General features: G+C 45.0%; 26 protein-coding genes and 1 pseudogene. 11 read left to right on the top strand and 16 right to left on the bottom strand.

Annotation, left to right across the window (positions count from 1 at the left end):
• Positions 1–39: 39 nt before the first annotated feature.
• The 15 genes and pseudogenes from HRU77_12365 to HRU77_12295 all read right to left on the bottom strand — a co-directional run bounded on the left by HRU77_12365 (position 40) and on the right by HRU77_12295 (position 16,239).
• On the bottom strand, positions 40–1,119 hold the full coding sequence (locus tag HRU77_12365) for a chemotaxis response regulator protein-glutamate methylesterase (protein ID QOJ21409.1): 1,080 nt from the start codon (positions 1,117–1,119) through the stop codon (positions 40–42).
• A 34-nt stretch (positions 1,120–1,153) separates the two neighbouring features.
• Positions 1,154–1,765, bottom strand: a complete 612-nt coding sequence (gene cheD / locus HRU77_12360) for a chemoreceptor glutamine deamidase CheD (GenBank protein ID QOJ21408.1) — start codon at positions 1,763–1,765, stop codon at positions 1,154–1,156.
• Positions 1,766–1,769: 4 nt separating this feature from the next.
• The gene (locus tag HRU77_12355; GenBank protein QOJ21407.1) at positions 1,770–2,630 is read right to left on the bottom strand and encodes a chemotaxis protein CheR; all 861 of its coding nucleotides are present in this window, start codon (positions 2,628–2,630) and stop codon (positions 1,770–1,772) included.
• A gap of 290 nt (positions 2,631–2,920) precedes the next feature.
• Positions 2,921–3,418: a chemotaxis protein CheW gene (locus tag HRU77_12350; protein QOJ22170.1), complete on the bottom strand. Its 498-nt coding sequence runs from the start codon at positions 3,416–3,418 to the stop codon at positions 2,921–2,923.
• A gap of 82 nt (positions 3,419–3,500) precedes the next feature.
• Positions 3,501–5,519, bottom strand: a complete 2,019-nt coding sequence (locus tag HRU77_12345) for a chemotaxis protein CheW (protein ID QOJ21406.1) — start codon at positions 5,517–5,519, stop codon at positions 3,501–3,503.
• A gap of 174 nt (positions 5,520–5,693) precedes the next feature.
• Positions 5,694–6,515 carry an ATP-binding protein gene (locus HRU77_12340; GenBank protein QOJ21405.1) on the bottom strand — a complete coding sequence of 274 codons (822 nt, stop codon included), beginning with the start codon at positions 6,513–6,515 and terminating at the stop codon, positions 5,694–5,696.
• The gene (locus HRU77_12335) at positions 6,508–8,034 is read right to left on the bottom strand and encodes an IS21 family transposase (protein ID QOJ21404.1); all 1,527 of its coding nucleotides are present in this window, start codon (positions 8,032–8,034) and stop codon (positions 6,508–6,510) included. Before HRU77_12335 ends, HRU77_12340 begins: the two co-directional genes overlap by 8 nt.
• Before the next feature lie 94 nt (positions 8,035–8,128).
• Complete coding sequence (locus tag HRU77_12330) at positions 8,129–8,323, bottom strand: Hpt domain-containing protein (protein ID QOJ21403.1); 195 nt, start codon at positions 8,321–8,323, stop codon at positions 8,129–8,131.
• A gap of 140 nt (positions 8,324–8,463) precedes the next feature.
• Complete coding sequence (locus tag HRU77_12325; protein QOJ21402.1) at positions 8,464–8,829, bottom strand: response regulator; 366 nt, start codon at positions 8,827–8,829, stop codon at positions 8,464–8,466.
• A 66-nt stretch (positions 8,830–8,895) separates the two neighbouring features.
• Positions 8,896–9,399: pseudogene (locus HRU77_12320) on the bottom strand (hypothetical protein).
• 379 nt (positions 9,400–9,778) lie between these two features.
• On the bottom strand, positions 9,779–11,017 hold the full coding sequence (locus tag HRU77_12315) for an HDOD domain-containing protein (GenBank protein ID QOJ21401.1): 1,239 nt from the start codon (positions 11,015–11,017) through the stop codon (positions 9,779–9,781).
• Positions 11,018–11,177: 160 nt separating this feature from the next.
• Entirely contained in the window at positions 11,178–11,972 is a 795-nt protein-coding gene (locus tag HRU77_12310; GenBank protein QOJ21400.1) for a GGDEF domain-containing protein, read from the bottom strand.
• A 214-nt stretch (positions 11,973–12,186) separates the two neighbouring features.
• Complete coding sequence (locus tag HRU77_12305; protein QOJ21399.1) at positions 12,187–13,890, bottom strand: diguanylate cyclase; 1,704 nt, start codon at positions 13,888–13,890, stop codon at positions 12,187–12,189.
• A gap of 126 nt (positions 13,891–14,016) precedes the next feature.
• Positions 14,017–14,649 (bottom strand): response regulator transcription factor, encoded by a 633-nt coding sequence (locus HRU77_12300; GenBank protein ID QOJ21398.1) that lies wholly within the window; start codon positions 14,647–14,649, stop codon positions 14,017–14,019.
• A gap of 15 nt (positions 14,650–14,664) precedes the next feature.
• The gene (locus tag HRU77_12295) at positions 14,665–16,239 is read right to left on the bottom strand and encodes a response regulator (protein QOJ21397.1); all 1,575 of its coding nucleotides are present in this window, start codon (positions 16,237–16,239) and stop codon (positions 14,665–14,667) included.
• A 304-nt stretch (positions 16,240–16,543) separates the two neighbouring features.
• Here HRU77_12295 and HRU77_12290 point away from each other — a divergent pair, with 304 nt between their 5' ends.
• The 8 genes from HRU77_12290 (at position 16,544) to HRU77_12255 (ending at position 23,547) form a co-directional block, all read left to right on the top strand.
• Positions 16,544–18,007, top strand: a complete 1,464-nt coding sequence (locus tag HRU77_12290) for a flagellin (GenBank protein ID QOJ21396.1) — start codon at positions 16,544–16,546, stop codon at positions 18,005–18,007.
• Between the two features lie 100 nt (positions 18,008–18,107).
• Positions 18,108–18,476 carry a flagellar protein FlaG gene (locus HRU77_12285; protein ID QOJ21395.1) on the top strand — a complete coding sequence of 123 codons (369 nt, stop codon included), beginning with the start codon at positions 18,108–18,110 and terminating at the stop codon, positions 18,474–18,476.
• 28 nt (positions 18,477–18,504) lie between these two features.
• Positions 18,505–20,478 carry a flagellar filament capping protein FliD gene (gene fliD / locus HRU77_12280; protein ID QOJ21394.1) on the top strand — a complete coding sequence of 658 codons (1,974 nt, stop codon included), beginning with the start codon at positions 18,505–18,507 and terminating at the stop codon, positions 20,476–20,478.
• Positions 20,479–20,525: 47 nt separating this feature from the next.
• Positions 20,526–20,954 (top strand): flagellar export chaperone FliS, encoded by a 429-nt coding sequence (gene fliS, locus HRU77_12275; GenBank protein QOJ21393.1) that lies wholly within the window; start codon positions 20,526–20,528, stop codon positions 20,952–20,954.
• 38 nt (positions 20,955–20,992) lie between these two features.
• Positions 20,993–21,328, top strand: a complete 336-nt coding sequence (locus tag HRU77_12270; protein ID QOJ21392.1) for a flagellar protein FliT — start codon at positions 20,993–20,995, stop codon at positions 21,326–21,328.
• 71 nt (positions 21,329–21,399) lie between these two features.
• Positions 21,400–22,446: a flagellar hook-length control protein FliK gene (locus HRU77_12265; protein QOJ21391.1), complete on the top strand. Its 1,047-nt coding sequence runs from the start codon at positions 21,400–21,402 to the stop codon at positions 22,444–22,446.
• Entirely contained in the window at positions 22,433–22,762 is a 330-nt protein-coding gene (locus HRU77_12260) for an EscU/YscU/HrcU family type III secretion system export apparatus switch protein (GenBank protein QOJ22169.1), read from the top strand. Before HRU77_12265 ends, HRU77_12260 begins: the two co-directional genes overlap by 14 nt.
• Positions 22,762–23,547, top strand: coding sequence for a flagellar brake protein (locus HRU77_12255; protein QOJ21390.1), 786 nt, complete (start codon positions 22,762–22,764; stop codon positions 23,545–23,547). The genes HRU77_12260 and HRU77_12255 overlap by 1 nt, the downstream gene beginning before the upstream one ends.
• A gap of 47 nt (positions 23,548–23,594) precedes the next feature.
• On the opposite strand, the gene HRU77_12250 is transcribed toward HRU77_12255, so the two are convergent.
• On the bottom strand, positions 23,595–23,936 hold the full coding sequence (locus HRU77_12250; protein QOJ21389.1) for a YnfA family protein: 342 nt from the start codon (positions 23,934–23,936) through the stop codon (positions 23,595–23,597).
• 68 nt (positions 23,937–24,004) lie between these two features.
• On the opposite strand from HRU77_12250, the gene HRU77_12245 reads away from it, so the two are divergent.
• The 3 genes from HRU77_12245 to HRU77_12235 all read left to right on the top strand — a co-directional run bounded on the left by HRU77_12245 (position 24,005) and on the right by HRU77_12235 (position 26,045).
• Entirely contained in the window at positions 24,005–24,259 is a 255-nt protein-coding gene (locus tag HRU77_12245) for a Rho-binding antiterminator (GenBank protein QOJ21388.1), read from the top strand.
• 90 nt (positions 24,260–24,349) lie between these two features.
• On the top strand, positions 24,350–25,438 hold the full coding sequence (gene mutY, locus HRU77_12240; protein ID QOJ21387.1) for an A/G-specific adenine glycosylase: 1,089 nt from the start codon (positions 24,350–24,352) through the stop codon (positions 25,436–25,438).
• Positions 25,431–26,045, top strand: a complete 615-nt coding sequence (locus HRU77_12235) for a 5-formyltetrahydrofolate cyclo-ligase (protein ID QOJ21386.1) — start codon at positions 25,431–25,433, stop codon at positions 26,043–26,045. Before mutY ends, HRU77_12235 begins: the two co-directional genes overlap by 8 nt.
• The last annotated feature ends 6 nt before the right edge of the window (positions 26,046–26,051 follow it).

Here is a 26,051-nt window from a genome sequence, read left to right as displayed (position 1 = left end):
CTTTTTCATCCCGAAGTAAAAAGTAAACATTAATGCAGATTACACGCGATTACCATGTGATCCCATACTGGAGATTTTTGCCAAGACGCTTCTTGCCATATCTTTTAGTGAAACGACTTCGTTCACTCCACCTGCCGCTATCGCTTCTTTAGGCATCCCGAACACAATACAGCTAGCCTCATCTTGAGCAAAATTATAAGCCCCCACTTTATGCATCTCTAGCATACCGGCAGCACCATCTTTTCCCATTCCGGTTAGAATAACACCAATCGCATTCTTACCCGCACAGTTTGCAGCTGAGCGGAATAGTACATCAACCGATGGGCGATGTCGACTGACAAGCTCACCTTGATTTAATTCCGTCATATAGTTTGCACCACTTCGTTTCAGCAGTAAATGTGAATGCCCAGGTGCGATAAACGCATGCCCTGGCAACACCCTTTCACCGCCTTGGGCTTCAACCACCGATATCTTGCATAGGCTGTTCAAGCGATTGGCAAATGATTTTGTGAATCCTTCCGGCATATGCTGAGTAACTAAAATTCCCGGCGAATCAGGCGGCATACGGATTAGAAATTCTTTGATAGCTTCTGTCCCTCCGGTAGAAGCACCGACGATGATTAACTTTTCTGTTGAAGCGATACGATTTGAAACCGATGGCAACACGGCATCGGCTGTTGCACTTTTAGTAACCGGCAGTGGTGCTGCGCGTTTGAGTCTCGCAGACTTTGCGATACGGATTTTATTGGCAATTTCACTGCTATATTCCTTTAATCCCGCCGCAATGTCGATTTTCGGCTTGGATACAAAATCCACCGCACCCAGTTCAAGTGCACGAAACGTGACATCCGATCCCCTTTCAGTCAGAGTCGACACCATAACTACCGGCATGGGCCTCAATCGCATCAGTTTTTCTAAGAAATCAAGCCCATCCATTTTAGGCATCTCGACATCCAGTGTCAGCACATCAGGGTTCAATTCCCGGATCATTTCACGTGCCGCCAACGGATCAGCCGCTGCTCCGATGACTTCCATATCGGGCTGACTATTTATAATCTCACTCAATAATTTACGGATTAACGCTGAATCGTCGACAACGATGACTGTTATTTTTTTCATGATCAAAGCTCAATTTAATCCAAGTAGCAACAACTCAGGAAAATAACTCTACCTCACCACCGCTATCAACCTTATGCAAACGTTGCCTATAATCTTTTTCACGTTGGGAAATGGTCGTGTTATGCATATTGCGCAATTTCTTCACCATCACTTTGCTGCTTTTGGGAAAGAAGTAAACTTTACGTGGAAAAATATCAACTAAATCTTGTGCTACAACTCTTATTTTCTCAGTTTGCAAAAATTTCAATACAAAATCAGCATTCCGCTGACCAACATTTGCAACTGTAAGTCCATCCAGAACATTGCCACCACCGAAAACTTTAGCTTCGAGATTAGATCGGCGGGCACCTAGCTTTAACAACTGGTTAATCAGTATCTCCATCGCATATGTGCCATAGCGGGCTGAAGCATTCAGCGGACTACCGGGATCTCCTCCGCCATCAGGCAGCATAAAATGATTCATACCGCCAATACCGCTGTAGCAATCACGAATACAAGCTGCAACGCATGAACCCAGTACCGTCACTAGCAGCAAATCCTTGTCTGTCACATAGTATTCACCCGGCAGCAACTTAACAGCCTGACTGTTAAAACTCTTGTCAAAATACAAATTAGTTGCAACCTGATCATCAATGATCTCGGCCATACGATCACCTCGGTTTATTAGCTAACTCATAGACAGTTTTCTCACGCAATTTAAACAAATCAACTGCATGCTGAAAGCTCTCGGAATGCCCGGCGAACAACAGCCCATCCGGCGCGAGCAATGGCACAAATTTCTTCAGGATCTTATACTGCGTCTGCTTATCAAAGTAAATCATAACGTTACGACAAAATATCGCATCGAATGGGCCGCGGATTGGCCAGCTTTCATCGAGTAGATTCAATTGCCGGAATGTAATCATATTCCGTAACTCAGGACGCACTCTTGCTGACCCCGCATGAACCCCTTTTCCTTTGAGAAAAAATTGTTTAAGTTTTTCTTTGGGAATTTTCTCCAGCTTATCGAGAGAGTAAATACCCAACTGTGCCTTCGCAAGAACATTGGTATCCAAATCCGTTGCCAGGATATGAACAGGAGGTGAGAATGTCTTAAATGCTTGCATCATCGCCATCGCCATTGAATACGGTTCTTCCCCAGTTGATGAAGCACTGCACCAAAGCTGAATTTTGTTCTGATTCTTGCGTTTCTCAACATGTTTCTCGAGAATTGGAAAATGATGTTGTTCGCGGAAAAAGGCAGTCAGATTTGTCGTCAGCGCATTGGTGAAAGCTTCCCACTCTTCAGGATTTCCACGTTCCAGAAAATTTAGATATTCATGAAAACTTGTCATGCCATTAGCTCGCAAACGCCGAGCAAGTCTGCTGTACACCATGTTTTGCTTACCCTTCGAAAGCGAGATACCCGCATGCGAATATATCAGCTTTCTAATGCGCTCAAAGTCGGCCTGGGTAAAAGCATATTCACGTGTTCTATTATCAATGTTTTCATTACCTAAGATCAGTTCCATAATATGTCCATTTGAATTCCAAGAGACATTGCATTGCTATCATCTCTTACAGTATTAAAATTCAGAGCTTCATCACTACTTTGATAAAATGATGATCTGGAAACTGTGAGCTTCAACTGATTGTCAATATGAAGCGGATAACTAAGAGACTTCGCCTTTAGTCAGTAGCGAATTCTATATCGGAGTCTTTACAACCCATTTCGATACTCCTTCTTGATTCGGTAACTTAACGATTGCCGATCCTATGAGTTATTTTTAAGCTACCAGATTAGAAACAGTCATTCATTGGTTTAATTAATCGTCTGTTCGATTAGTCCCATATCGCTACTACTCATCAATTTCTCTATATCGATCAATATCAGCATACGTTCATCAACGGTTCCCAGTCCCATGATATATTCGGTATCAATTACCGAACCCAGACCGGGAGCGGGGCGCATTTGTTCAGCATTGAGCGTAATTACATCAGATACGCCATCGACCACAATTCCCATCACCCGCCCGGCCACATTCAAAATAATCACTACTGTAAATTGGTTGTAATCTACATTACCCAATCTGAATTTGATTCTCATATCGATGATCGGAACGATGATTCCACGCAAATTGACAACCCCTTTGATAAACTCCGGTGCATTGGCTATCTGTGTAATGGCGTCATACCCACGAATTTCCTGTACTTTAAGGATTTCTATTCCATATTCCTCGTTACCCAAACGAAAAGTCAGAAACTCATCCGCCATATGGCTGGTCTGCGGGTTGATTTGATTGGCTGTTGTAAGTGCCATTTGTTCTTGAGACATGGTTTGCGCTCCTGATTAAATAAATACTTATCGATAAAAAGCTCTTCAAATATTTGCCGCGATCTATCTATGCCATTTCTTGTTGGCATGCCAACACGAGCGCAGCTGTATCGAGAATAAGCGCAACCTTACCGTCACCCATAATGGTCGCACCTGAAACACCTTGTACTCTGCGATAATTACTTTCCAGACTTTTAATTACCACTTGATGCTGACCAATTAAGTCATCCACAAACAATGCCGCTTTGTGGCCTTCGGCTTCGAGAATGACCAGAATTCCCTCGTGCACTGCGGTCACATTAGGATGCAAGTTGAAAACCTCATGCAATGCAATCACAGGCAAGTACTCGCCGCGCACCTGCACTACCCTTCCATGACCACTAACCGTTTTAATATCGGCAGCTGTCGGTTGCATAGATTCGATAATGTAATTAAGCGGTACAATGAACATTTGATCTCCGACCGCAACAGACAATCCGTCAAGAATCGCCAACGTTAATGGCAATCGAATCGATATGCGTGTACCTACACCGAGTGCCGACTCAATATCAATACGTCCGCCCATACTTTGAATATTACGCTTCACAACATCCATGCCTACACCGCGGCCAGAGACATCAGTGACAGTATCTGCGGTAGAGAAGCCTGCTTCAAATATGAGCGACCAAACTTCTTGATCGGACATTCCGTCACTTACCGGCAAACCGCGCTCCTTGGCTTTGGCAAGAATTTTCCCTCGATTCAAGCCGGCGCCGTCGTCACTAACCTCAATCACAATACTGCCTCCCTGATGAAAAGCACGTAATGTAATCGTGCCTTGCGCAGACTTACCCGCCGCGACACGTTTTTCGGGCACTTCTATGCCATGATCGAGGCTATTTCTCACCAAATGCGTCAACGGATCGGCAATTTTCTCGATCAAACCTTTATCGAGCTCAGTGTTCTCACCGACAGTTTTCAGTTCAACGCGTTTATTTAATTTCGCTGCCAAATCACGTACAACCCGCGGGTACCGGCTAAACACAAAACTAATCGGCATCATTCGGATCGACATTACAGATTCTTGCAAATCTCGCGTATTTCTTTCCAATTGACTCATCCCGCTCAGTAGCTTTTCAAAAATTACTGGATCGAGTTGTGAAGCTGTTTGCGCAAGCATTGCTTGTGTAATAACTAATTCACCAACAAGATTAATCATTTGATCAACTTTCTCTATGCTGACACGTATTGATGAAGTTTCATTGGTGGAAGCGGCAGTAGCAGAACCTGCCTTGTTCGAAGGTTTATTCACTGTACTCTGCACTTCATTCTTGCTGCTTTGAGCATTCTGTTGTTGCACAGAACTCGATTGCGATTCGGAACCATCGAGTTCTTTTGGTGCAGCAGGCGCACCGGGAAAGAAACCGTAACCCGGTGCTGGCGGCAACTCAGCCATTGAAAGCTCATCTTCTTCGAAGCGATCTGCGGCGCTATTGACATCACTTGAGAAATTTTCTTCAGGACCGGCAGTTTCCGCAATAAGATTTGTTTCTGCTTCAATCTTCAGGTTTGCTGGATCAACAACAAATGCCAATGTTTCCCAAACGTCTTCTTCGCTGCTATCGGTTGAGAGTCTTAACTTAAAGCGATCACTTTTATCTGCTGACGATGTTTCTTCAAGATCGCCCAGACGCTTCAGATTTGTAAGTAAGTTTTCAATGGCAGCATCGCTCATGCCCGCGCTGGAAAACTCAATACAATAAATTTGCTTCGGCGAATCATCTTTCGGTTGAGGCACGTTAACGGTAACTTCAGGAACATTACCAATATCGGCTTCTACTGTTGCCGTGTTCATCTTAAAACTTGCATCGGCTATCGCCTCAGCAGGTATCCGATCTTGTGTTTCATCACTCAATCTCTTTAACTCTTCACACACTTCAGCTGCAACCGCCGGATCTGCTTCCCCTTCTCCACGATGCCCTGCTAGTTGTGCTTTAATGACGTCACCAGCTCTCAAAAAAGCATCCACCATCTCGCTACGAACTGCAAGCTCCCCTTTGCGCAATCTATCCAGCAATGTTTCCAACATATGCGTCATCTCCGTCATATCTGTAAAACCAAAAGTGCCCGCCTGTCAATGGCGGAGTAAAAGGGTACCAAATAGCGCGCGAAGAGTGTACCAGTTAGGTTAATAAAAAGAGGGATTTAACCTCTGGTTTTGCGCCTCTGATTTTTTATTTCTTGGGTTTCAGTAAAGGCGCAGTGTTTCCCCTAAAATCTTTTATATTGGTCTGGCATCCTCCTTTTCTATAGGCTTGGTTTGTACTGTCTGCTTTTGCCGTTTCTTGCTTGCGGCCAGGCGATACGATTCTCCATTCATTTCCAGAATATGAACATGATGGGTTAAGCGATCCAACAGCGCACCGGTCAATCGTTCTGATCCCAACACACTGGTCCACTCATCAAATGGTAAATTCGATGTGACTAAAGTGGATCCATGTTCATATCGACGGCTGAATACTTCGAATAAGAGCTCTGAACCAATTGCAGTAAATGGCACATAACCCAGTTCGTCGATGATCAGCAATTTGACGTTGGTCAATTGCTTTTGCAAGGTACGTAATCGCTTTTCATCGCGCGCCTCCATTAACTCATGCACCAGCGCTGCAGCTGTCGTGAATAAAACGCTCATGCCTTTTTGGCAGGCAGCCAGCCCTAAAGCCAATGCGATATGAGTCTTGCCAACGCCTGATGGGCCCAACGCAATGATGTTCTCGCGCTTATCGATCCATTCACAGCGCATCAACTCCAGTATCAATGATTTATTCAGTCCAGGTATTGCAGCAAAGTCGAACGTATCCAGGCTTTTAATTACTGGGAATTTCGCCTGACGTATGCGCCGCTCGGTATTCCGCCGTTCACGATCAATGCATTCCAGTTCGCATAGTCGCAATAAATAGCGTGCATAATCAACATCCTCACGTGCGCATTCGAGTCCCACCTTTTCATATTCACGTGCAAAGGTTGGTAACTTTAGGGTCTTGAAGTGATTGATCAGCAAGACTTGCGGCGCGACCGTGGTGGGAATAGAGGTATCAGTCATAACGCACCTCCGTAGATTGGCTTGACTTGAATCCTTGCAGCAAGCTTAAATACGATCGTGGTTCAGTGGATTTCACGCTGGCACGGGGTAAATAGGGATAGAGCATCAAATCGAGCTTGGCAGGTCGTTGCTCTATCGCGCACAGAATCAAATGCTTGATGGCATCAAAACCAATTGTACCGAACCCCATCGCTTGTTTGATTGCCTGCTCAACTTGCGCTAGGCTAAAATTCTCCAGCAACCGCAAAATCTGGATATATTCCTTGCGGCCACGGCGTTCCATGCGGACTTCCAACACGCGACGCAGCCGATCGAATACTTCAGGTAGTACCCAATCTTGCAAGGGTGCCGCTTGATCGAGCGCACGCGGTTTCTGCTCTAACAATGCCAGGTAGTGCAAGGGGTTGTATATGAATTCTTCCCGACCGTAGCTGCGCGCATGACGTGCAATCGTATCTGTGCCCAGGCAAATCTCTACGCGATCCACATAGCCCTTCACCAGTACCTCCCAGTGACCGTATTGAGTAGGCACCGAGTAATCGTTGCTTCGATAACGCACGAGCGATAATGAAGATACACGCGTGGAAATCTTATGGCAGGCATCAAAAGCAACTGCAGGTAAAGCCATCAATGCAGCCGTATCGCGTTTCATGCGCTCAGCGATGGTTTCAGTTTGACCCCGCAACTTGGCCTGTTGGCGCTTGATGCACCCATCCAACAATTTTGCATTCAGGGCATTAAAATCAGCAGCAATGGGTAGCGGCACCATGAAGTGGCGGCGACTGTAACCAACCATGCCCTCAACTTTCCCCTTGTCGTTGCCTTTGGCCGGTCGCCCAAACTTGTCTTCAAACAGATAGTGGCTCTGCAGCTCGCTGAATGCCTTGGTACGCTGGCGTTTGCCATCGCCCAGTATCTTGGCCACCGCAATCTTGGTGTTGTCGTACAGGATCGATTGCGGTATCCCACCCAAAAATGCAAAGGCAGCAACATGCCCATCCAGAAAGGATTCGGTATCTTCAGTTGGATAGGCTTTGACAAAGCAACCATCCGAATGCGGCATATCAAGGCAGAAATAATGGAATCGAACCAGTTTGCCACCAATATAGCCATCGGCTTCACCAAAGTCTACCTGGGCATGGCCAGGCAAGTGCACTAACGGCATGAACATTTCCTTCTGCCGAATTGCAGCCTTGTTAACATAGTTACGTACGATGGTATAACCACCAGTAAAGCCGTGTTCTTCACGCAACCGCTCCAATATCCGTATCGCAGTATGGCGCTGCTTAACATGCACTTGTTTGTCAGCTTCCAAAATAGCATCAATGATGCCAGTGAAAGGAGCAAGCTTGGGAGATACGGGTTCGCGCTTGCGCCGATAACCCGGCGGTGCAGCGTATTGACACATCTTCTTCACAGTCTTGCGGTGAATTCCAAAATAACGCGCAACTTCGCGCTCGCTTCTGCCTTCTACCATCACCGCACGTCGAATCTTTACATATAGTTCCACTGTATACATCCTCATCGCCTTTCACTTGATGCTAATCGCATCAGCTTACAGGCTTCAGACTGGTACACTTTTATTCCGAGATTCCCGCGAAATTCAGTGCGCCTCAGTGGTACATTTTTACTCCGCTATTTACACCCGCCCCACCCTTGATAGAATGTGCCGCACGGAATATAGCGTTTAAATCTTCCAAATCTGGCGAATTTACATCGAGCCTCAGCAAGCATGCTTCCATATCCGCAAGTAATTCTGAGGACTCTTCAAAAAATATTTCATAAAACTGTTCGAGATCTGTACTCATAGGTAACCTTGTTTTACGTTGAGTTATTAGGCAAGCACCTTAAAGAAATGAGCAAAAAATAAATGGCGAGAATAGATACTCACTCTTTAAAATAAAATAAGTCATTCACAGCTTATCCATCTAACTGGTCATATAGATATCTAACCAATAACCTTACCGATTACTTCCAGTAATCTCTTTGGATCGAATGGCTTTACCAGCCAACCGGTGGCACCCGCCGCCCTACCCTTTGCTTTTATTTCATCGCCGGATTCAGTGGTTAGAATCAAAATAGGAATATTTTTGTAGTGCGCCAACTTACGTAGTAATTCAAGTAGCTTTAATCCATCCATGCGTGGCATATTGATATCAGTCAATACCAAATTAACCTGATGATAGTTAGCTTTATCCAAAGCATCCTGCCCATCTACTGCCTGAATGACTTCATATCCGGCTCCTTTGAGCGTAAAAGCAACCATTTGCCGGATGGAAGCAGAGTCATCCACTGCAAGTATTGTCTTAGCCATTTACCTTACTCCTCTTGCCAATATTATTCGTTCGTTTGATAAAAATATGCATATCAGTCAATGCGACTAGAAAAGCTCAATATCACCCATCTGCATACCCTGCTGCACCACCGGCTTTCTTTTACTTTTAGTTTTTGCTATTTCTACTGCCTTAGAAATTCCTTCCTGCATTGCATCAAATGCGTTTTTTCCTGCCTTTTCTTTCCAGCTTCCTTTTCGATCGATGCGCTGCAGTTCGATGTTCAACGCTTCCACTTGACCAGCAGTATGTGCGAGTAATTGCGTCACTAGATCACCAAACTGTAAGGAAGTGATTGCCATTTCCAGCTCCTGCTCTATCTTGTCAGCAATAACCATCTGCTTTTCTAACAGTTCCAGTATAGGTTTGCTCCCCTCCGGGGCCGCCATTTTTTCAATTGCCAAAACCATGTCGTGATGAGACTTGGTTAACTTACTGATATACTTAAAACTGATAACCAAATTGTTTACCGCATCACTCACAAGCCGATCGACCTGACTTAGCTCTCCTTTAATGTTCATAAAGTACTCATCAGCTTCAGCAGTGCACAATCCGACATCTTGTTCTATCACCTCCGGTTGGTGCGTAGCGTAATTACTGTTCTCACCATCAGCTGTTTGCATCTCAGCCATAATTTTCTCCTTGGCGCTCTGCCTTGATCAGAGTTTTTGAAACTTGCCCCTCGATCCAGAAAAACTACAACTTATAACACCCTGATCACTCACATGCCCTGCGGATAAAAGCACTAGAAGTGGGTTACGTTAAACACATACCAGAGGTTTCATTTCATAACAAAGTTATTTACAATCAATTTTTTAACGACACATCAAAAAATAACTTTAGTTCAACAAAGTAAAAACCACGACACAATCCATATAGAAATCAGCAACCCAGATTTTTTCGCTAACATTGGTTGAAATTTATTTTCAATCAATTTGCCGATTCACCGATCCGGTTCGCCCATGCAATGGCTTGTATCTCGATATCCGCCAATTCGCTCAAACTTATAAAACCTAATTCGGTCAACATCGATTGAATTGCGGCGACCTCGCCTTTCTCGTTTGCCTCAACTAATTTCAATTCCTGACCTAGACGACCTTCCCGGACTAATAAAGCCTGACTCATGTCATCGGGAATTCCCAGTTTGTCAACGATTTGCTGCATCTCGATGCCGAGCAATACATCCAGCAACGATAAAATTCCTACCATGAATGCTCTTTCCTGGTGGTTTTTGTCATGCGGCCGCTCCGCTGTCGCAATTAACTCCATCAGCTTTCCACGCGCCGCCGCTGTTTGCATTAATGCGTTTGACATACTATCGTCGGACTGATTGGCGGTATAAAGCAGCAGTTGTATCCATCGCTGCAGCTGCTTACGCCCCAAAATCATGATGGCATGTTTGATGGAATTGATTTTTTGCGGCAAACCGCTGGCAACGGAATTCACCATGCGCATCAGGTTATAGCTCAAACCAGGTTGATGTTTAAATTCCCGTTCTAGCTCTTCGATATCGCTATCACCCATAACCAGTGTCAATAGTTTCAACAGCGAGAGCTTCCCCGGATCGGCTCGTTTTACTGACAGCACCTCGGGTTTTGCGAAATAATAGCCTTGGAACATTTGAAAACCTAATTGCATGCAATGCTTCTCTTGCTCCCGGCTTTCCACTTTTAACGCCAGCAGCAATACCGGCCATCGATTCAATTCGGTTACTAATTTAGCAAGTGCATTTTGTTCCAATGCAAGCACGTCCACTTTCACAACACTGACAACTGGAAGCAACTGCTCTACCTTACTATTCATTTCTACAATATTATCCAACGCAAACTGATAGCCCTTTTGCTTTAGCTCGTTACAGCGCTGCATGAATTCTTCCGTTACTGTCGCCGTTTCTTTTATTTCCAATACGACATGCTTACTAGGCAATAGATTGATAATGTCACTCATCACCAATTCTGGGTTAGCGTTGATGAAGCCGCGCTGCTTACCGAGCACATTCTGGATTCCCAGTTGGCAATAGGCATTGATAATGACATTTGCTGATGCGGACAAATCGTTTTTTATACTGACCGATTCTTCAGTTTCTTCTTGCCTAAACAGTAATTCAAATGCCACAAGGTTTTGATTACGATCTAGAATTGGCTGGCGCCCAAGAAAAAAGCCTTCCATTTATTCCCCCGCGTTAATTCATCTATCGATACAAAAGTTTCAATTCATCGGCTTCATCGCGTGTTTCTTAAGTATTTTTATTACTCATGAACACCACTGATCAAAAACCCTACTTGGCGACAGCAGAGTGTTCACCCACAAAAATTTTTGTTTAATCCGATTAGATCAGGGCAGGAATTGCTCGATTCTTTCCTGTGCGCTTCGCTTGATAAAGTGCTTTATCCGCTCGGCTCAGGACTGAATTTTGATGTTCTCCGAATGACCGTAGCGCAACTCCAGCGCTAAAGGTTATTGGCAATGTTTGGCTATCCGATTGGATCGAGAAGCTTTTTGTCAAATTATTTTGTATCCGCTGAATAATTGTCAGCGCATCTTGCATTTCCACATCGGGCAACAAGATCACAAACTCCTCTCCGCCGAACCGCGCAACGATATCGGAAGGTCGTAGCGTTTCTTTGGCGACCGCGACCAAATTGATCAGCACACTATCGCCATATTGGTGACCCAAGTTATCATTGATCTGTTTAAAGTTATCCAGATCAACCAGAATCACACCCAATGACTGCGCATTCCGGTCTGCACGCGCTGCCTCGCGTTTGAAAATATCCTCTAAACCGCGGCGATTGAACGCGCCGGTCATCTGATCCGTTTGCACAAGCTCGCGCAGTTGTTCCAATTCACTCTTCAGGGACTCGATCTTCTGTTCTGCAAACTTCACTTGCTCCTGCGCTGCAAAAACTTCATCACTGAATCTCAGCCCTCGTGTCTCCGACAGTACGATATCAAGAATTCCGATGATCTCATCCGCGTTACTTGTTTTGCGAATCTGTTCAGCATAACGCTCTACTTGCTTGTAATAGTCTTCAGAATCAATCATAGGTTTCTGCTCACTTTTAATAGCATTTGTCGATTTAACCAATCTCAGCATTCTTTTTTGTTTAGTAGCTTCTTGCATGGCTATTCTCCTCAATGGACATCATTCAATGCCAGGCTAAACCAGTTCGGGAGATAATTCGTTGGATTGCGAAGGAGAACCCATTCCGGCTAGACTGTCATGTCAACAACATTAACAGAGCAGTTCGCGAATGGATTGGATGAATAAAAAGGGAAATCGGCGCTATTTACCGATAAAAAAGATATAACGATTTACCAACAGAAAGTTAAAGAAACTATTCAGCGATAAGAATCTGATTCTTGCCACTTTTCTTTGCGCGATACATGGCTTCATCCGCGCGCTTGAAAACGCTTTCCTGCGATTCGCCTGCTTGCAATTGTGCAACACCGGCGCTAAAAGTAATCAGCAAGCGTTTATTCTCGTGCAAAAAAAACTTCTTGGTTAGATTCCGCCGTATCCTGGACAAAATTTGAACAGCTTCTTCGAGACTCGTATTGGGCAATAAAATTACAAATTCCTCGCCGCCATAGCGCGACACGACATCTTCGGGGCGCGTTGTATCCTTAACGGATTCAACCAAATAAACCAGCGCATCATCCCCCACTTTATGGCCGTGCGTATCATTTAACTGTTTGAAATTGTCAATATCCAGCAATGCAAAACACAAGGGCGTCTTATGACGGATCGAGCGCGAAGTTTCGCGTTCAAAGGCACCATCCAAGCCGCGCCGGTTCAATATGCCCGTCAGATGATCCTCATGGACCTTCTCTCCCATTTCCTGCAATTCGGTTTCAAGTTGATTGATTTTATCCTGCGCCATGCTGACTTCGGCACGCGCCGCGAGAAAATCATTGCGGTAATTTAATGCGCTTTTTTGCATCTGCTGGGTTTCTTCCATGAGTTGCACCAGCAACTGATTAAGTTCTTTAATATCATCCGTTTTTCTGATTCTTTCGGAGTACTGCTCCAGCTTTATCTGATACCCTCCCGTTGTATCGCTGAGTTCCTCAATATTGGTGATCAAAGAAGTCACCATTTGTTTCAGTGTCAGTTTGGCTTCGCTCAAGTTACGCCGGATTATTTCCTGCCTTTGCGCGATTTCTTCCAAATAACATTCTGCTTGTTCGATGACCTGAAGATCCAGCGGCTTGGCTATTGTTTCGCGCAATTTGCCGATCTGAGCACCCATCCACCGGTCTTCAGCCAGCAATTCACCGGTATTATTCATCAGCATATTGAGTAGCTTCAGCAAACCTTGCTGCAATTTACGGCCATTCTCGCCATCGGTGTCAAATTTGCCGCAAAATTGTCCGAAATCAGCTGCAAACTGCTCCATTTCCGATTTTTCTTGGATCTTACGCACCTGCTGCGCCAGCATCTTCGCTTCATCAGCCAAAGCGCTATCATCCACTTGCCGGGCTACAACATGCTCTAACATTTGCGCCAGCACTCCCAGCAACTGATCGGTAAACTGTCCGGCAATAGCAGTTGCTTGTGAAGTTACTCGCTTCGATTGCGTATCTTGTGTATCCGGATTAATCTGCGATAACGACTCTTCCGTCTGAAGGTCTGTACTTGATTCTTGAGCCGCAATTGCCGATGCTCCCCATGAATCGATCAATGCCTTCAGCTTATCGTGCAGTTGCTTGGAGTCCTTCGAGAACTTGGCCAGAACCCGATTCACCCCTTCTTTTTTCTTTGCAGTTGTCAACGTGCCTTGTTTATTCTCCAATTGCTTCAATAACGCTTCTATCGTTTGTCCCCAATCCGGAACAGATTCAACTGCTGCATTATCAGCTGGAGCTGCCGGTTCTGCAGTGGCAACAGCAGCGGAATTTGTGATGCCTTCGGTATTACCTGAAATCTGGTTGTACAATTTATGATAATTGTCGGGAGTCGGAGGAATTCTTAGCGATGCGAGCTGCCGCAATGTTTCACGCGCAATAATAGTCGGATTGGAGTCTTTTAATTGCTTCATAGCATTGGCCAAAATTAATTACAGTATCCAGGCAGTTCAGAGAGTTAAAAAGTATCGGCCAAGCGGCATAAATCTTAATCCTGATCCGATGAAAAAGATTTACTGACTGCAACAACAATCAAGCAATCAGTCGACCAGTTTATTCTTAATCGCATAGCGAATAAGTTCCGAATTGTTAGTGAGTTTGAGTTTTTCCAGCAGCCGTGCCCGGTAGACACTGACTGTTTTAGGACTAAGAAACATCTCGGCTGATATCTCCGACAAAGTTTTTCCTGCGGCGATAAAACACAGCGTCTGATATTCCCGATCGGATAGCGTAGTGTGCAACGGCTTATCGACATCGGAATTAATGATATTGGCGAGCTCTTGCGCCACAACCGGACTGACATACTTATCGCCCGCCGCCACCTGACGAATAGCCACCACCAATTGCGCCGGCGCACTTTGTTTGTTGAGGTAACCGGATGCGCCCGCCTTTAATGCGCGAATAGCAAACTCATGTTCGTTATGCATGCTGAGCATGAGCACAGCCAAACTCGGTCTGTCTTTTTTTATCTGTTTCAAAATTTCAATACCATTTCTATCCGGTAATGAGATATCCAGCAACATGACATCGAAGTCTTGCTGCCGTGCGATTTTGATTGCCTGAAATCCCGTCTCCGCCTCACCTGTAACTTTTATATCATCAGTTTCACTGAGTATCTGCTTCAAACCTTGACGAACAATTGCATGATCATCAGCAATCATCACACTTATCATGAATACCTCCGGCTTTTAAAGCCGCGAAACCTTCTTTTTCTTTTTTACCGTTGTCTGAAGCTGCGCAGATCCCTTAAGTCTGCCATCCAATTCAACCACATGCCCAGGCTGATGATCCAGGTTACCCGTGGGTATAAGTATCGTCACTTTTGTTCCTTTTCCAGGATCTCCCGCGATATGAAAGTTCCCTTTCAACTGCTGGCAGCGTTCGCGCATACCCCTTATCCCAAAAGAGTCCTGCTTTTCCATATCGATGTTAGTAATACCGCAGCCATTATCCATCACCTCAAGAAAAATCAATCCTTCCAATTCGACAAGCTTGACCTGAATCCGGGAAGCATTAGCGTGCTTGGAAATATTGGTCAGCGTTTCCTGGAAAACACGAAAAATCGCGATCGCTAAATCGGAATCCAGCGATATTTCATCATTTGCACAGGAGACTTGGCAAACGATACCGGTACGATCACTAAATTCTTTGGCTTGCCATTGTACTGCCGCCACAATGCCGCAATCGAGAATACCCGGCCGCAAATCCAGTGAAATCCGCCGCGTACTATCAATGACACGATCCACAAGCGATTCGATCGATTTTGCTTTCTGTTGATAAAACTCCGGACTTCTTGCAGTTATATCCATGCACGGATACAACTCACATTTGATAGCCGTTAATGTTCCGCCGATATCATCGTGAATTTCGCGCGCAATGCGAGCCCGCTCCTGCTCTTTTACTCTCTGCAAATAAGACGATAACTCCGCAAGCTGCTCACGGGAGCGCACGATCTCCCTCTCCGCCAGTTTATTGCGCGTAATGTTAATCATGATGCCATCCCAAAGAGTGGCGCCATTCGCCATTCTCCTAGGCGTTGCACGCAGGCTGATCCACTTGATATCGCTATCGCCCTTTACTTGAATACAACCCTCCCAGTTCCAGGTCGAAAGCTGCTCGGCAGAAGTCATCATCAGCTGATGATAAGATTTTTTGTCTTCCGGCAAGATTAATGCGGGAAATAGCTCCGGCTTTTCCATGAGCATCTGGGGAGGTAATCCCAATAATGTTTCACTGGCATCACTCACATAAGGAAAACTTGTTTGGTTATTACCCGATAATAAAAATTGAAAAACCACACCCGGAAGATTAGAAGTAATCGCTTGAAAAAGCGCTTCGCTCTTTTGTAATGCAGTTTGCGCGGTAATGAAACACTGGAAATTTTTAACTTCATGCAAGCTGCGCCTTATTGCCGGAACCAATCGGGCAAGATTCGATTTCATCATGAAATCGTAGGCGCCCAAAGCCATAATATGCTCCGCCGCCTCTTCACCTATCTGACTGGATATGATGATCAACGGTATGTCCAGCTCTTCACTTCTCATGATGTGCAAAACTTCCTGCGCACTCAATCGAGGCAAATCATAATCGGACAAAATGACATCCCAATCCCGAATTTTCAATGCATCATACAAATCGGCGGTCGTACTGACGCACAGACAATCCGTCTTGAAACCTCCTTGCGCAAGTATTCGCAATACCAGATCCGCATCCTCCTCAGAATGCTCAACCATTAAGATTTTCAGTTTATCTTCAGTATTCATCTCAGTGCATCACCGGTTGAAGTCGATATAACATTGAGCTTCTCTTAACTTCTGAAATTAACTTTCTGAATATATTTCAAATTTTGCAAAGCAATTTTACGCGAAAAAATCATTTTCTACTATTAATAACTCATATTAACCAGCCAATTAGACAAAAATCATGAAAGTAAAATTCTAAACTTTTCAAAATGATTTCCGATAACTGCAATCAACGGTGGTTAAACACCCTCTTGGATTGCAGGGCAGCCAACGTCGTAAATGGCAATTATGCCAAAACCAATAGTTATCAAAAAGGAGAACCCAAATGCCACAAATCATTAACTCTAATGTAGCCTCATTAAATGCGCAACGGAACTTAAACACTTCACAAACCGCTTTAAACACTTCGTTGACACGTTTATCGTCCGGTTTACGTATCAATAGCGCCAAAGACGATGCTGCAGGTCTGGCGATTTCGGAAAGAATGACCTCACAAATCCGTGGCTTGAACCAAGCTGTACGTAACGCCAATGATGGCATCTCACTATCGCAAACTGCCGAAGGTGCACTGGGTGAAATCGGTAACAACTTGCAACGTATTCGCGAACTAGCAGTTCAATCTGCCAATGCGACCAATAGCGCCAGTGATCGTGCTTCGTTACAAGCTGAGGCCGCTCAACTAAGTGCAGAGGTAACACGCGTTGCTAGTCAAACGCAATTTAACGGCCTTAATTTATTAGATGGTTCTTTTCTGAATCAAAGTTTCCAAGTTGGCGCAAACGCAAACCAAACGATCAATATTTCTTCAATCGGTGATGCTCGTGCGACTGCTTTAGGCAGTAATGTACTTACCACCAACGGAACTGCCATGAATACAGCAACAGCAGCCGGTGCTGACAACTCCGGTGGTAACGGCGTAACTGTCGAAGCTGCCCTAGTGCTCTCTAATAATAAAGGAGCGACAGGCAATATCGGTTACGCAGTAGGATCCGATGCAAAAACAATAGCAGCAGCCATTAATGCCTCTGCTTCCAGCATCGGCATCACCGCTACTGCCTCCAATAGTGCGACATTGGGTAACATTGCTTCGGCCGGTACGATATCTTTTGACTTAAATGGGAACACAGTCTCAGCCACCGTAACCGACACTTCAGACTTAAGTGGTTTAGCTTCCGCCATTAATGGTCTGCAATCTCTTACCGGTGTCACCGCTTCATTTGCATCTCCGACCAATAAATCAGTGATTACGCTCACAACAACCGATGGAAGGGATATAGGAATCCAAGACTTTAACAACACTGGCGCAACAAAAACAGCGGATGTAGTTGCCGGCGCAACCACAAGAACCTTAACAGGCGGTGCGGCAACCGATTCGACAATTGCCACCGGTACCGTTGAGCTCACAAGTGCCAACGGACAGATATCAGCTAGCGGTGGAAATGCTGATGTATTCGGCGCTACTACCAGCTCGTTTAATTCTGTCGCTACTGTGGATATATCATCGGCGACCAATGCGCAAGTGGCAATTAAAACGCTGGATGAAGCTTTAAAAACTATAAATAATTCACGTGGTGATCTTGGTGCAATTCAGAATCGCTTTAGCTCGACGATTGCAAACCTGCAAACCGCATCGGAAAATCTTTCCGCTTCTCGCAGCCGGATCCAAGATGCTGACTTTGCTGCAGAATCAGCTAATTTGACTCGTGGGCAAATTCTGCAACAAGCCGGTGTAGCGATTCTTGCGCAAGCAAATTCACTACCCAATAACGTTCTATCACTTTTACGTTAAACAAATCGTGACAGATGATACTTCGTATTAAATAAAGCTGACAGAAACGCGGAATCCAATTGACCTCTCCGCGTTTCTGTCAACTTTAAGGAGTTACAAAATGACTATCAATCAATTAAATGCTACCGGTGCACTTCTACCATCTTCGCCATCTTTATCGATGCCTCGAAAATCATCCATAACCAATGTGGATGCAACAGCATTACCAGTTTCAACTATTGATTCTCAAGTAAATAGCGCAAAATCCGAAGATCAAGTTAAGCAAGCTGTTCAAAAGATTCAAGGCACTGTGGACAACTTGGCACACAACTTGCGTTTCTCGATTGACGAAGATACTGGGAAAACAATTATCAAAGTAATGGATGTACACACCGAAGAAGTTATCCGTCAAATTCCATCCGAAGAAGCTGTCGAAATAGCCCGAACGTTGGACAAAGTTCAAGGATTGTTATTTAACGGAAAAGCATAACAACAATCATTTTGGATAGAGCTTAAAAATGCTTTCGTCTCCAGGAATTGGATCAGGTTTAGATGTCAATGGTTTAGTCACCCAACTAATGAAGGCTGAAAGTCAGCCTCTGACAGCTCTTGACGCTAAAGAAGCTAAACAGCAAACCCGGTTGACTGCTTTTGGCACTTTAAAAGGAGCATTATCCTCATTTCAGAGCAATTTAGCCGCATTATCTGATCCGGCAAAATTTACCGCCATAACGGCCGGTTTTTCTGATACCTCATTAGCAAATGCAAGCGCAACATCGTCCGCAGTAACAGGAAGCCATTCCATAGAAATACAAACACTTGCACAGTCACACAAACTCAAATCCACCGTTTTCGCAACCACAAGTTCTGCAGTTGGTAGCGGTACCTTGACTATACAATTTGGCACATATAGCGGCGGCACGTTCACACTAAACCCAGATAAAGCGGCACAGTCGATTACCATTTCCTCAGGTAATTCATCGCTTTCCGGTATCCGTGACGCAATCAACCAAGCCAATGCGGGCGTATCTGCCAGCATAGTCAATGATGGCACAGGTAACCGTTTAGTAATTGCTTCTCAAGACACTGGTTTGAGTAACGCGCTAAAAATAACCGCAACTGACACTGATGGAAATAATACCGATAACGCAGGGCTTTCCCAGCTTGTTTATGATGGATCGACGGGGGGCACGACCAATTTGACTCAAACTGTAGCCGCTAGCAATGCTACATTAGTTATCGACGGCATCTCAATCAGCAAGGCATCAAACAATATCACAGATGCTATTGAGGGCGTCACGTTAAATTTATTAAAAGCAAACCCTGGCACCACATCAACCTTAAACTTGTCGCGTGACACTGCTGGCATTCAGAACGCTGTGTCATCATTTGTAAAAGCTTTTAATGATCTCAATAAAACTATTGTTGGTCTTTCAAAATATGATGCGGGAACTAAGCAAGCATCCATCCTAACCGGAGATTCAACCGTTCGGTCAATTCAAACCCGAATACGTAATGCAATCTCCGATCCGTTGACTACAGCTGGTGGAGGTTTAAGCTTACTATCGGAAGTAGGTATCTCGTTCCAATCGGACGGGACACTGCAATTTGACTCCACTAAGCTATCGAAAGCACTGAGCGATCCGACCAAGGATATTTCAACATTATTTTCCTCTGTTGGAAAAACAAGTGATAGTCTCGTGTCATTTACCAGTGCCAAATCGGATACAGTCAATGGCAAGTATTCATTGAACGTCAGCCGTATTGCAACACAAGGCAGTGCCTTAGGCGATACAGCAGCTGCATTGACGATCAATGCCGAAGTCAATAATTCATTAAATCTTTCTGTCGATGGTGTAAGCGCAAATATAACACTGGCGGCTGGCACCTATACAGCAGCATCTCTAGCCGCTGAAATTCAATCGAAGATTAACGGCGCTTCGGCACTATCTTCTGCTGGCATAAAAGTTACAGTGAGCGAATCTTCTGGAAAACTAGCCGTTGTCTCAAATCGTTATGGCTCTGCCTCAACCGTATCGATCACCGGTGGAAATGGTAAATCGGATTTATTTGGCACACCTGCTGAAACCGCAGGAGTAGACGTAGCAGGCACAATTAATGGCGTTACTGCAACTGGTTCCGGTCAAACGTTAACCGGTGCCGCTGACAGTAGCGGACTCGTTATCAAGGTAACTGGAGGCAGTACAGGTGCCAGAGGCGAAATAGATTTTGCGCATGGTTTTGCAGCCAAATTGAATAAATTAGTAGGCGAGATGTTAAATGGTCGCCTAATTGATAGCCGCATTGATGGTATAAACTCAACGATCAAAGATATAGGATCTCAGCGGGATGCTTTGAATCAACGGCTTGCCGATACAGAAAAACGAATACGAGCTCAATTTACCGCATTAGACACAACGATTGCCAGCATGACACAAACCAGTAATTTCTTACAGCAACAATTATCCAGATTACCAACAACAAGTAGCTAACAACCAATCTCGTCAATAGACTCTCCACAAAATAAAAGGAGTACAGAATGTATACAACCATGAATAGTGCAATATCCGCTTATCAGCGCATTGGAGTGGAAACAGGTATTGAATCAGCCGATCCACACAAACTAATCTTAATGTTGTTTGAAGGCACGCAAGAGGCTTTGGCAAAAGCCAGAATGCACATGCAACACAATGAAATCGCCGAGAAAGGTCAAATGATCTCTAAAGCTATTATGATTATTGATCATGGTCTGAAAGCAAGCTTGGATATGAATGCGGGCGGTGACCTGGCGGTTAAACTTCAAGCTCTCTATGATTACATGGCATACCGGCTTTTGGTTGCCAATATTCAGAATAATCTTGAAATTATTAATGAAGTCAGCAAATTGCTATCCGAACTGCATAGTGCCTGGAAAGAAATCGGTAAAACGAGTGAAACACAAACTGCAATAAAGGCAATCGCAATCTAGCTGATAATTCTGTAATAACAATAAGGGTACCAAGATAAATGGATAGTGTACAAACGCTGAAAACATACAATGCTATTTTAGCAACTACCGGTAAAATGCTTGCGGCGGCTCAAAATAACGAATGGGATCAATTGATACAGCTGGAACAGGAATGCAAGCAATTAACTGAAATACTTATTAAAAACGATCAGGAACCTATATTGGACAAAGAGTTCTTGCAAAAGAAAGTAAAAATTATCCATCAAATATTGGCAGACGACGCACAAATCAGAGCGATTACTGAACCATGGATGATGAAGTTGCAAGATATGCTCAACGCTAATAGCCGCAAACGCGATCTTCATCTCGCTTATCAACCGATTAACAATCTATAAATATTCTTTAGAAACAAAGCAATGTGCTCACACTTTTTCTAAGTCATTATTTAGCGCGAAGATGAGCTGCCGTGATTCCAACCATAATCAAAACAGATGTAGCCGCAATTTCAACTCAGATAAAACCAACCGCACCCGTTTCACCGGTAACAGCAATACTCGATTCACAAACTTCTTCTACAGAGTTCATACAAGGCCAGAAGTATCAAGCACTGGTTGAAGCCCGCTTATTGAATGGCGATTCACAAGTGTCAGTTGCAGGCAAGTCAATACAAATGCGCTTGCCTGAAAATTTTCAACCGGGTAACAAACTGGAGCTTGTTTTTATTTCAAATGAGCCGAAGCCGGAGTTTTTGACTTTGAGCGATGCACCCTCAGATAACGAAGTAAACAATACATCCATCAGTACCGCCGGCCGTTTCTTGGGTGCTTTGATGCAAGATGTTTTAAAATACACATCAGGAAACACAGCGAATACTTCAACCGCTCACTCACTCACCAGTCCGAATCCGATATTAACGAGTGCGCCAACAAATAGCACTGATTTACCCGGTTTATTACAAAAAGCAATTGTTCAAAGTGGTTTATTCTATGAATCGCATCAGTCGCAATGGATTCACGGAGAAAATACACTTGAAAATTTGCAACAAGAACCGCAAGGAAAGCTAATGCTGGTAACAGCTGACTTATCAACTGTCAAAGCTGCCGCAACGGCCTCACTAACCTCGGAAATGCCTGTACATGCACAGACAATCCCGTTAGTGCAGCAACAGCTAACCACTTTGGAAACAGGACATTTGCTCTGGCGTGGCGACGCGTGGCCGGGACAGCCGATGGAATGGGATATTTACGAGGAATCCCAAGATAATGCAACTAGGGAAAATGGCTCTGATCAGGCCGCTCAGTGGCGCACACAGTTTCGTTTATCAATGCCGGAACTTGGCGACATCGCCGCAACCATCGCGCTGAATGCAAGTGGCATTAGCATTCAACTGAACGCTGCACAATTAGAAACCGCCCGTTTACTCAAGAGTAATCAATTGCCACTGACCAGTGGTATGCAATCTGCCGGATTAAATATCCAAATAGTAGAAGTCAAGCATGATGACAGCAAATGAATCCTATCTGACTGCCGTTGCACTCGCTTACCGTGAAGGACAAATCGCACCCAAAGTAGTTGCCAAAGGCCGTGGCGTAATCGCTCAAGAAATTATCAAACGCGCTAAAGAAGCGGGAGTCTATGTTCACGAATCCAGTGAGCTGGTTGCATTACTGATGCAAGTCGATCTTGATGATCGCATTCCACCGCAGCTTTATGTGGCAGTAGCAGAATTATTAGCGTGGCTTTACAGATTGGAACAAGGAAAAACGTCCTTGGCTACAAGAAATGACCTTGATAAAAGAATTACACAGAAAATTCTGGAGAATCAATAATGTTACAAACACCTGATCAGATCACCGAAGCTATTAGCATTTTAGCGCCGACTCAATTCTCTCACGAAGAAACCGGTGAAAATTTCCGCATCCACTCCGAAATCGATATTCTTTTCATTCTTCGCGGGATTATGCAAACCAACTCATTAATCACCCTCTATCCTGATTATGCCAGCGATTTTATTCTGACATCCATAATCGCCATCGATACTGATAAAAGAGAAATGATGATTGATTATGGAGCCAATGATAAACACTGCCAGAAAGCACTGCATTGCAAAGAACTTGTCTTTGTAACCACACAAAATAGAGTAAAAATCGAATTTGTCTGCAATCAAATCAGGAAAATTCAGTACCAAGGCCGGGACGCTTTTGCGGTAAACATCCCCGAGTCGCTCCTGCGGATACAAAGAAGAAACCATTTCCGCATTACCACTCCAATCGTCAAGCCGCTAAAGTGCGTCATTCCAATACCTGGAAAAGACCCAGCCACCAAAGCTGAAGTGGCATTACTCGATATCAGTTGCGGCGGAATTGCCGTGATCGACCAGCACCCGATTATTAATTTTGATCCCGGTATGGTCTATAGTGACTGCAAAATCGCTCTTCCGGATATTGGCACTATCACTGTCAGCATTCAGGTAAAGAACACCTATGAAATCACTTTGCGCAACGGACAAAACTGCATGCGCGCAGGGTGTCAGTTTATTGAACTGGCGGCCAGCATGGAAGCAATGATCCAACGCTATATCATCAAGCAGGAGCAGATGAGAAAAGTCAAATAACCCATCAGGAAACAACTTGCAATACCGGAAAACGCAACTTGGTTTCGCTATAAATACCGGTCAAGCTGCCTTCCATACATAATAACGATCGCTCCGGTCAAACAAAAACCTACCCCAATCCAGTCAGCCGTTGCCGGACGAACACCATCGATCGCCCACAACCATATCAGTGCCACACAGATATAAACGCCGCCATACGCGGCATAAACCCGGCCAGCCGCTTGCGGGTGTAGCGTCAACAACCAAACAAATATCACCAGACTGATCACAGCGGGAAAAAGCAGCCAGAAAGGTTTACCTTCTTTCAAATAGAGATACGGCAAATAACACCCGATTATCTCGGCGAGTGCAGTAACAACGAATAAGCCCAATGTTTTTAGAATTTCCATAATTTGGTCTCGCAGCTTTTAGTCGTGTATATTATGCCTTCATATCATCAATAAAAGGATTAACGGCTATGACTCAAGATGCTATTTCGTGCGATCTCCATGACTTCGTGGAAGTTGCTTGCATGTACGGCTACCGGCTGAGGCTCATCTTGAAAAATAATCAGATAATCGAAGGAAAAGCCATTGATATTGTCAGTTCACCCGAGAAAAACGAATGCTTGGTGATCGATGGCGATTCGCGGCAACAGGTTGAATTAACCCGGCTCGCTAAAATGGAAGTTCTGACACCCAATGCCAAATTCAGCGAAGTCATTTTCCCGTAAATCCTGCCAAGCAGTCATCACGATACAGCGCTGATAGCCGTTTTTCCACTAATTCATCCCGGCATATTTGAATCCCCAAGCAACATTACCATGTCGTTTATAGCATCCCGGCTAATTCATTGGCATCGCGATCATGGCCGCCACCATTTGCCGTGGCAACAAAGCAGGGATCCCTATGCCGTTTGGTTATCTGAAATCATGTTGCAACAAACACAGGTCAATACAGCCATCCCCTATTACACCCGGTTTATACAAGCATTCCCAACCATTGCAAGTCTGGCGCAAGCGCCGCTGGATGATGTATTGGCTTTATGGAGCGGCCTTGGTTACTACTCCCGCGCCCGCAATCTGCATTTGACTGCTCAAAAAATTGTGCGAAACCATCACGGACAATTTCCTGATACACGAGAAATTATTCAGCAACTGCCCGGAATCGGTCGATCGACCGCTGCCGCTATTGCTGTTTTTGCTTTCGGTCAGCGTGATGCGATTCTGGACGGTAATGTGAAGCGAATATTCGCACGTTTTTTTGCTATCCGCGGCTATCCCGGAGAAATGAAAGTTCAGAACTTGTTATGGAAAAAAGCCGAAGAGTCTCTGCCCGTTGACCACTCTCATGGCGCGATCGAAACTTATACCCAAGCCCTAATGGATCTGGGCGCCACAGTCTGCACGCGCCACACCCCGCGTTGCGAATCTTGCCCATTGCAATCGCAGTGCGTCGCATTTCAAGAACAGTGTATCGATCAGTTACCAACCGCAAAACCCCGCAAAGTGCTGCCGCAAAAAGAAATCGTATTTTTACTGCTACTACAACAACAGAAATTGCTGCTGCAGAAAAGAGCAGCTTCGGGTATCTGGGGAGCGTTATGGTGTCCCCCGGAAATCGCAACCGGCATCGATGCCGCTGATTACTGTCAGCACCAGTTGGGAATCCGGGTTGAACAACCACTCGAACTACCTGCGTTGGATCATCAGTTCACTCACTTCAAGCTTCGTATTCATCCGCGCTTGTTGCATGTCGTCTCAGATTCCCGCATGACGGAACCGGAATCGATCTGGATCAACCCGGCTGATGCGCTTGAACATGGCATTCCGGCACCGGTCAGAAAACTATTAAAACAAAACTTCTTGTCTGATAACCTGATCGCGGATATTCAAGTTAAGAATCATGGATAACTTGCCGGAGTGGAAGAAAAATTTGCGCAAACAACTGATTGCCGCCCGCGAAGCCGTACCGGCGGAACATCATCAGTTATGGAGTCGGGCGATCACCGGTTTCCTCAAACAAGGTCTCCCGCAGCCGCAGCACATGACCATCGGCATTTACTGGCCGTTCCGCGGTGAATACGATCCACGGTCTATCGCTGAATATTTCTTGCAGCACGGCGCAACGCTGGCGCTACCGGAAGTAACGGGTAAGGATGAACCGCTATGTTTCCGGGAATGGTCGCCGGACACGCCGGTTAAAAGCGGCGCTTACGGCATTGCAGTACCGTTGGAAACGCGGATTGTCCGGCTGGATGCGGTGATAATCCCGATGGTCGGGTTTGACCGGCACGGTTACCGGTTGGGTTACGGCAGCGGCTACTTCGACCGCACCTTGGCAACTTACGAGCATCAACCGCTTACCATCGGCGTGGCATTCGAACTACAGCGGCTCGACAGCGTTTATCCCCAAGCACACGACATCTCGATGCATTATGTGGTAACCGAGGCGGGGATTTTTCGCACCAAGGATCATCAGCTCACACCAGTTTCAGTGCTGCAAAATACTTCCGGCTAGCACGGC

It is taken from the genome of Gammaproteobacteria bacterium, from assembly GCA_015709615.1.
GTDB lineage: Bacteria > Pseudomonadota > Gammaproteobacteria > Burkholderiales > Nitrosomonadaceae > Nitrosomonas.
This window is presented reverse-complemented; position numbering and strand designations above follow the sequence as displayed.

Excerpts from the sequence above, each read along its gene's own strand:
- HRU77_12365 (QOJ21409.1), bottom strand. The coding sequence starts at position 1,119 with ATGAAAAAAATAACAGTCATCGTTGTCGACGATTCAGCGTTAATCCGT.
- cheD (QOJ21408.1), bottom strand. The coding sequence starts at position 1,765 with ATGGCCGAGATCATTGATGATCAGGTTGCAACTAATTTGTATTTTGAC.
- HRU77_12355 (QOJ21407.1), bottom strand. The coding sequence starts at position 2,630 with ATGGAACTGATCTTAGGTAATGAAAACATTGATAATAGAACACGTGAA.
- HRU77_12350 (QOJ22170.1), bottom strand. The coding sequence starts at position 3,418 with ATGGCACTTACAACAGCCAATCAAATCAACCCGCAGACCAGCCATATG.
- HRU77_12345 (QOJ21406.1), bottom strand. The coding sequence starts at position 5,519 with ATGACGGAGATGACGCATATGTTGGAAACATTGCTGGATAGATTGCGC.
- HRU77_12340 (QOJ21405.1), bottom strand. The coding sequence starts at position 6,515 with ATGACTGATACCTCTATTCCCACCACGGTCGCGCCGCAAGTCTTGCTG.
- HRU77_12335 (QOJ21404.1), bottom strand. The coding sequence starts at position 8,034 with ATGTATACAGTGGAACTATATGTAAAGATTCGACGTGCGGTGATGGTA.
- HRU77_12330 (QOJ21403.1), bottom strand. The coding sequence starts at position 8,323 with ATGAGTACAGATCTCGAACAGTTTTATGAAATATTTTTTGAAGAGTCC.
- HRU77_12325 (QOJ21402.1), bottom strand. The coding sequence starts at position 8,829 with ATGGCTAAGACAATACTTGCAGTGGATGACTCTGCTTCCATCCGGCAA.
- HRU77_12315 (QOJ21401.1), bottom strand. The coding sequence starts at position 11,017 with ATGGAAGGCTTTTTTCTTGGGCGCCAGCCAATTCTAGATCGTAATCAA.
- HRU77_12310 (QOJ21400.1), bottom strand. The coding sequence starts at position 11,972 with ATGCAAGAAGCTACTAAACAAAAAAGAATGCTGAGATTGGTTAAATCG.
- HRU77_12305 (QOJ21399.1), bottom strand. The coding sequence starts at position 13,890 with ATGAAGCAATTAAAAGACTCCAATCCGACTATTATTGCGCGTGAAACA.
- HRU77_12300 (QOJ21398.1), bottom strand. The coding sequence starts at position 14,649 with ATGATAAGTGTGATGATTGCTGATGATCATGCAATTGTTCGTCAAGGT.
- HRU77_12295 (QOJ21397.1), bottom strand. The coding sequence starts at position 16,239 with ATGAATACTGAAGATAAACTGAAAATCTTAATGGTTGAGCATTCTGAG.
- HRU77_12290 (QOJ21396.1), top strand. The coding sequence starts at position 16,544 with ATGCCACAAATCATTAACTCTAATGTAGCCTCATTAAATGCGCAACGG.
- HRU77_12285 (QOJ21395.1), top strand. The coding sequence starts at position 18,108 with ATGACTATCAATCAATTAAATGCTACCGGTGCACTTCTACCATCTTCG.
- fliD (QOJ21394.1), top strand. The coding sequence starts at position 18,505 with ATGCTTTCGTCTCCAGGAATTGGATCAGGTTTAGATGTCAATGGTTTA.
- fliS (QOJ21393.1), top strand. The coding sequence starts at position 20,526 with ATGTATACAACCATGAATAGTGCAATATCCGCTTATCAGCGCATTGGA.
- HRU77_12270 (QOJ21392.1), top strand. The coding sequence starts at position 20,993 with ATGGATAGTGTACAAACGCTGAAAACATACAATGCTATTTTAGCAACT.
- HRU77_12260 (QOJ22169.1), top strand. The coding sequence starts at position 22,433 with ATGACAGCAAATGAATCCTATCTGACTGCCGTTGCACTCGCTTACCGT.
- HRU77_12255 (QOJ21390.1), top strand. The coding sequence starts at position 22,762 with ATGTTACAAACACCTGATCAGATCACCGAAGCTATTAGCATTTTAGCG.
- HRU77_12250 (QOJ21389.1), bottom strand. The coding sequence starts at position 23,936 with ATGGAAATTCTAAAAACATTGGGCTTATTCGTTGTTACTGCACTCGCC.
- HRU77_12245 (QOJ21388.1), top strand. The coding sequence starts at position 24,005 with ATGACTCAAGATGCTATTTCGTGCGATCTCCATGACTTCGTGGAAGTT.
- mutY (QOJ21387.1), top strand. The coding sequence starts at position 24,350 with ATGTCGTTTATAGCATCCCGGCTAATTCATTGGCATCGCGATCATGGC.
- HRU77_12235 (QOJ21386.1), top strand. The coding sequence starts at position 25,431 with ATGGATAACTTGCCGGAGTGGAAGAAAAATTTGCGCAAACAACTGATT.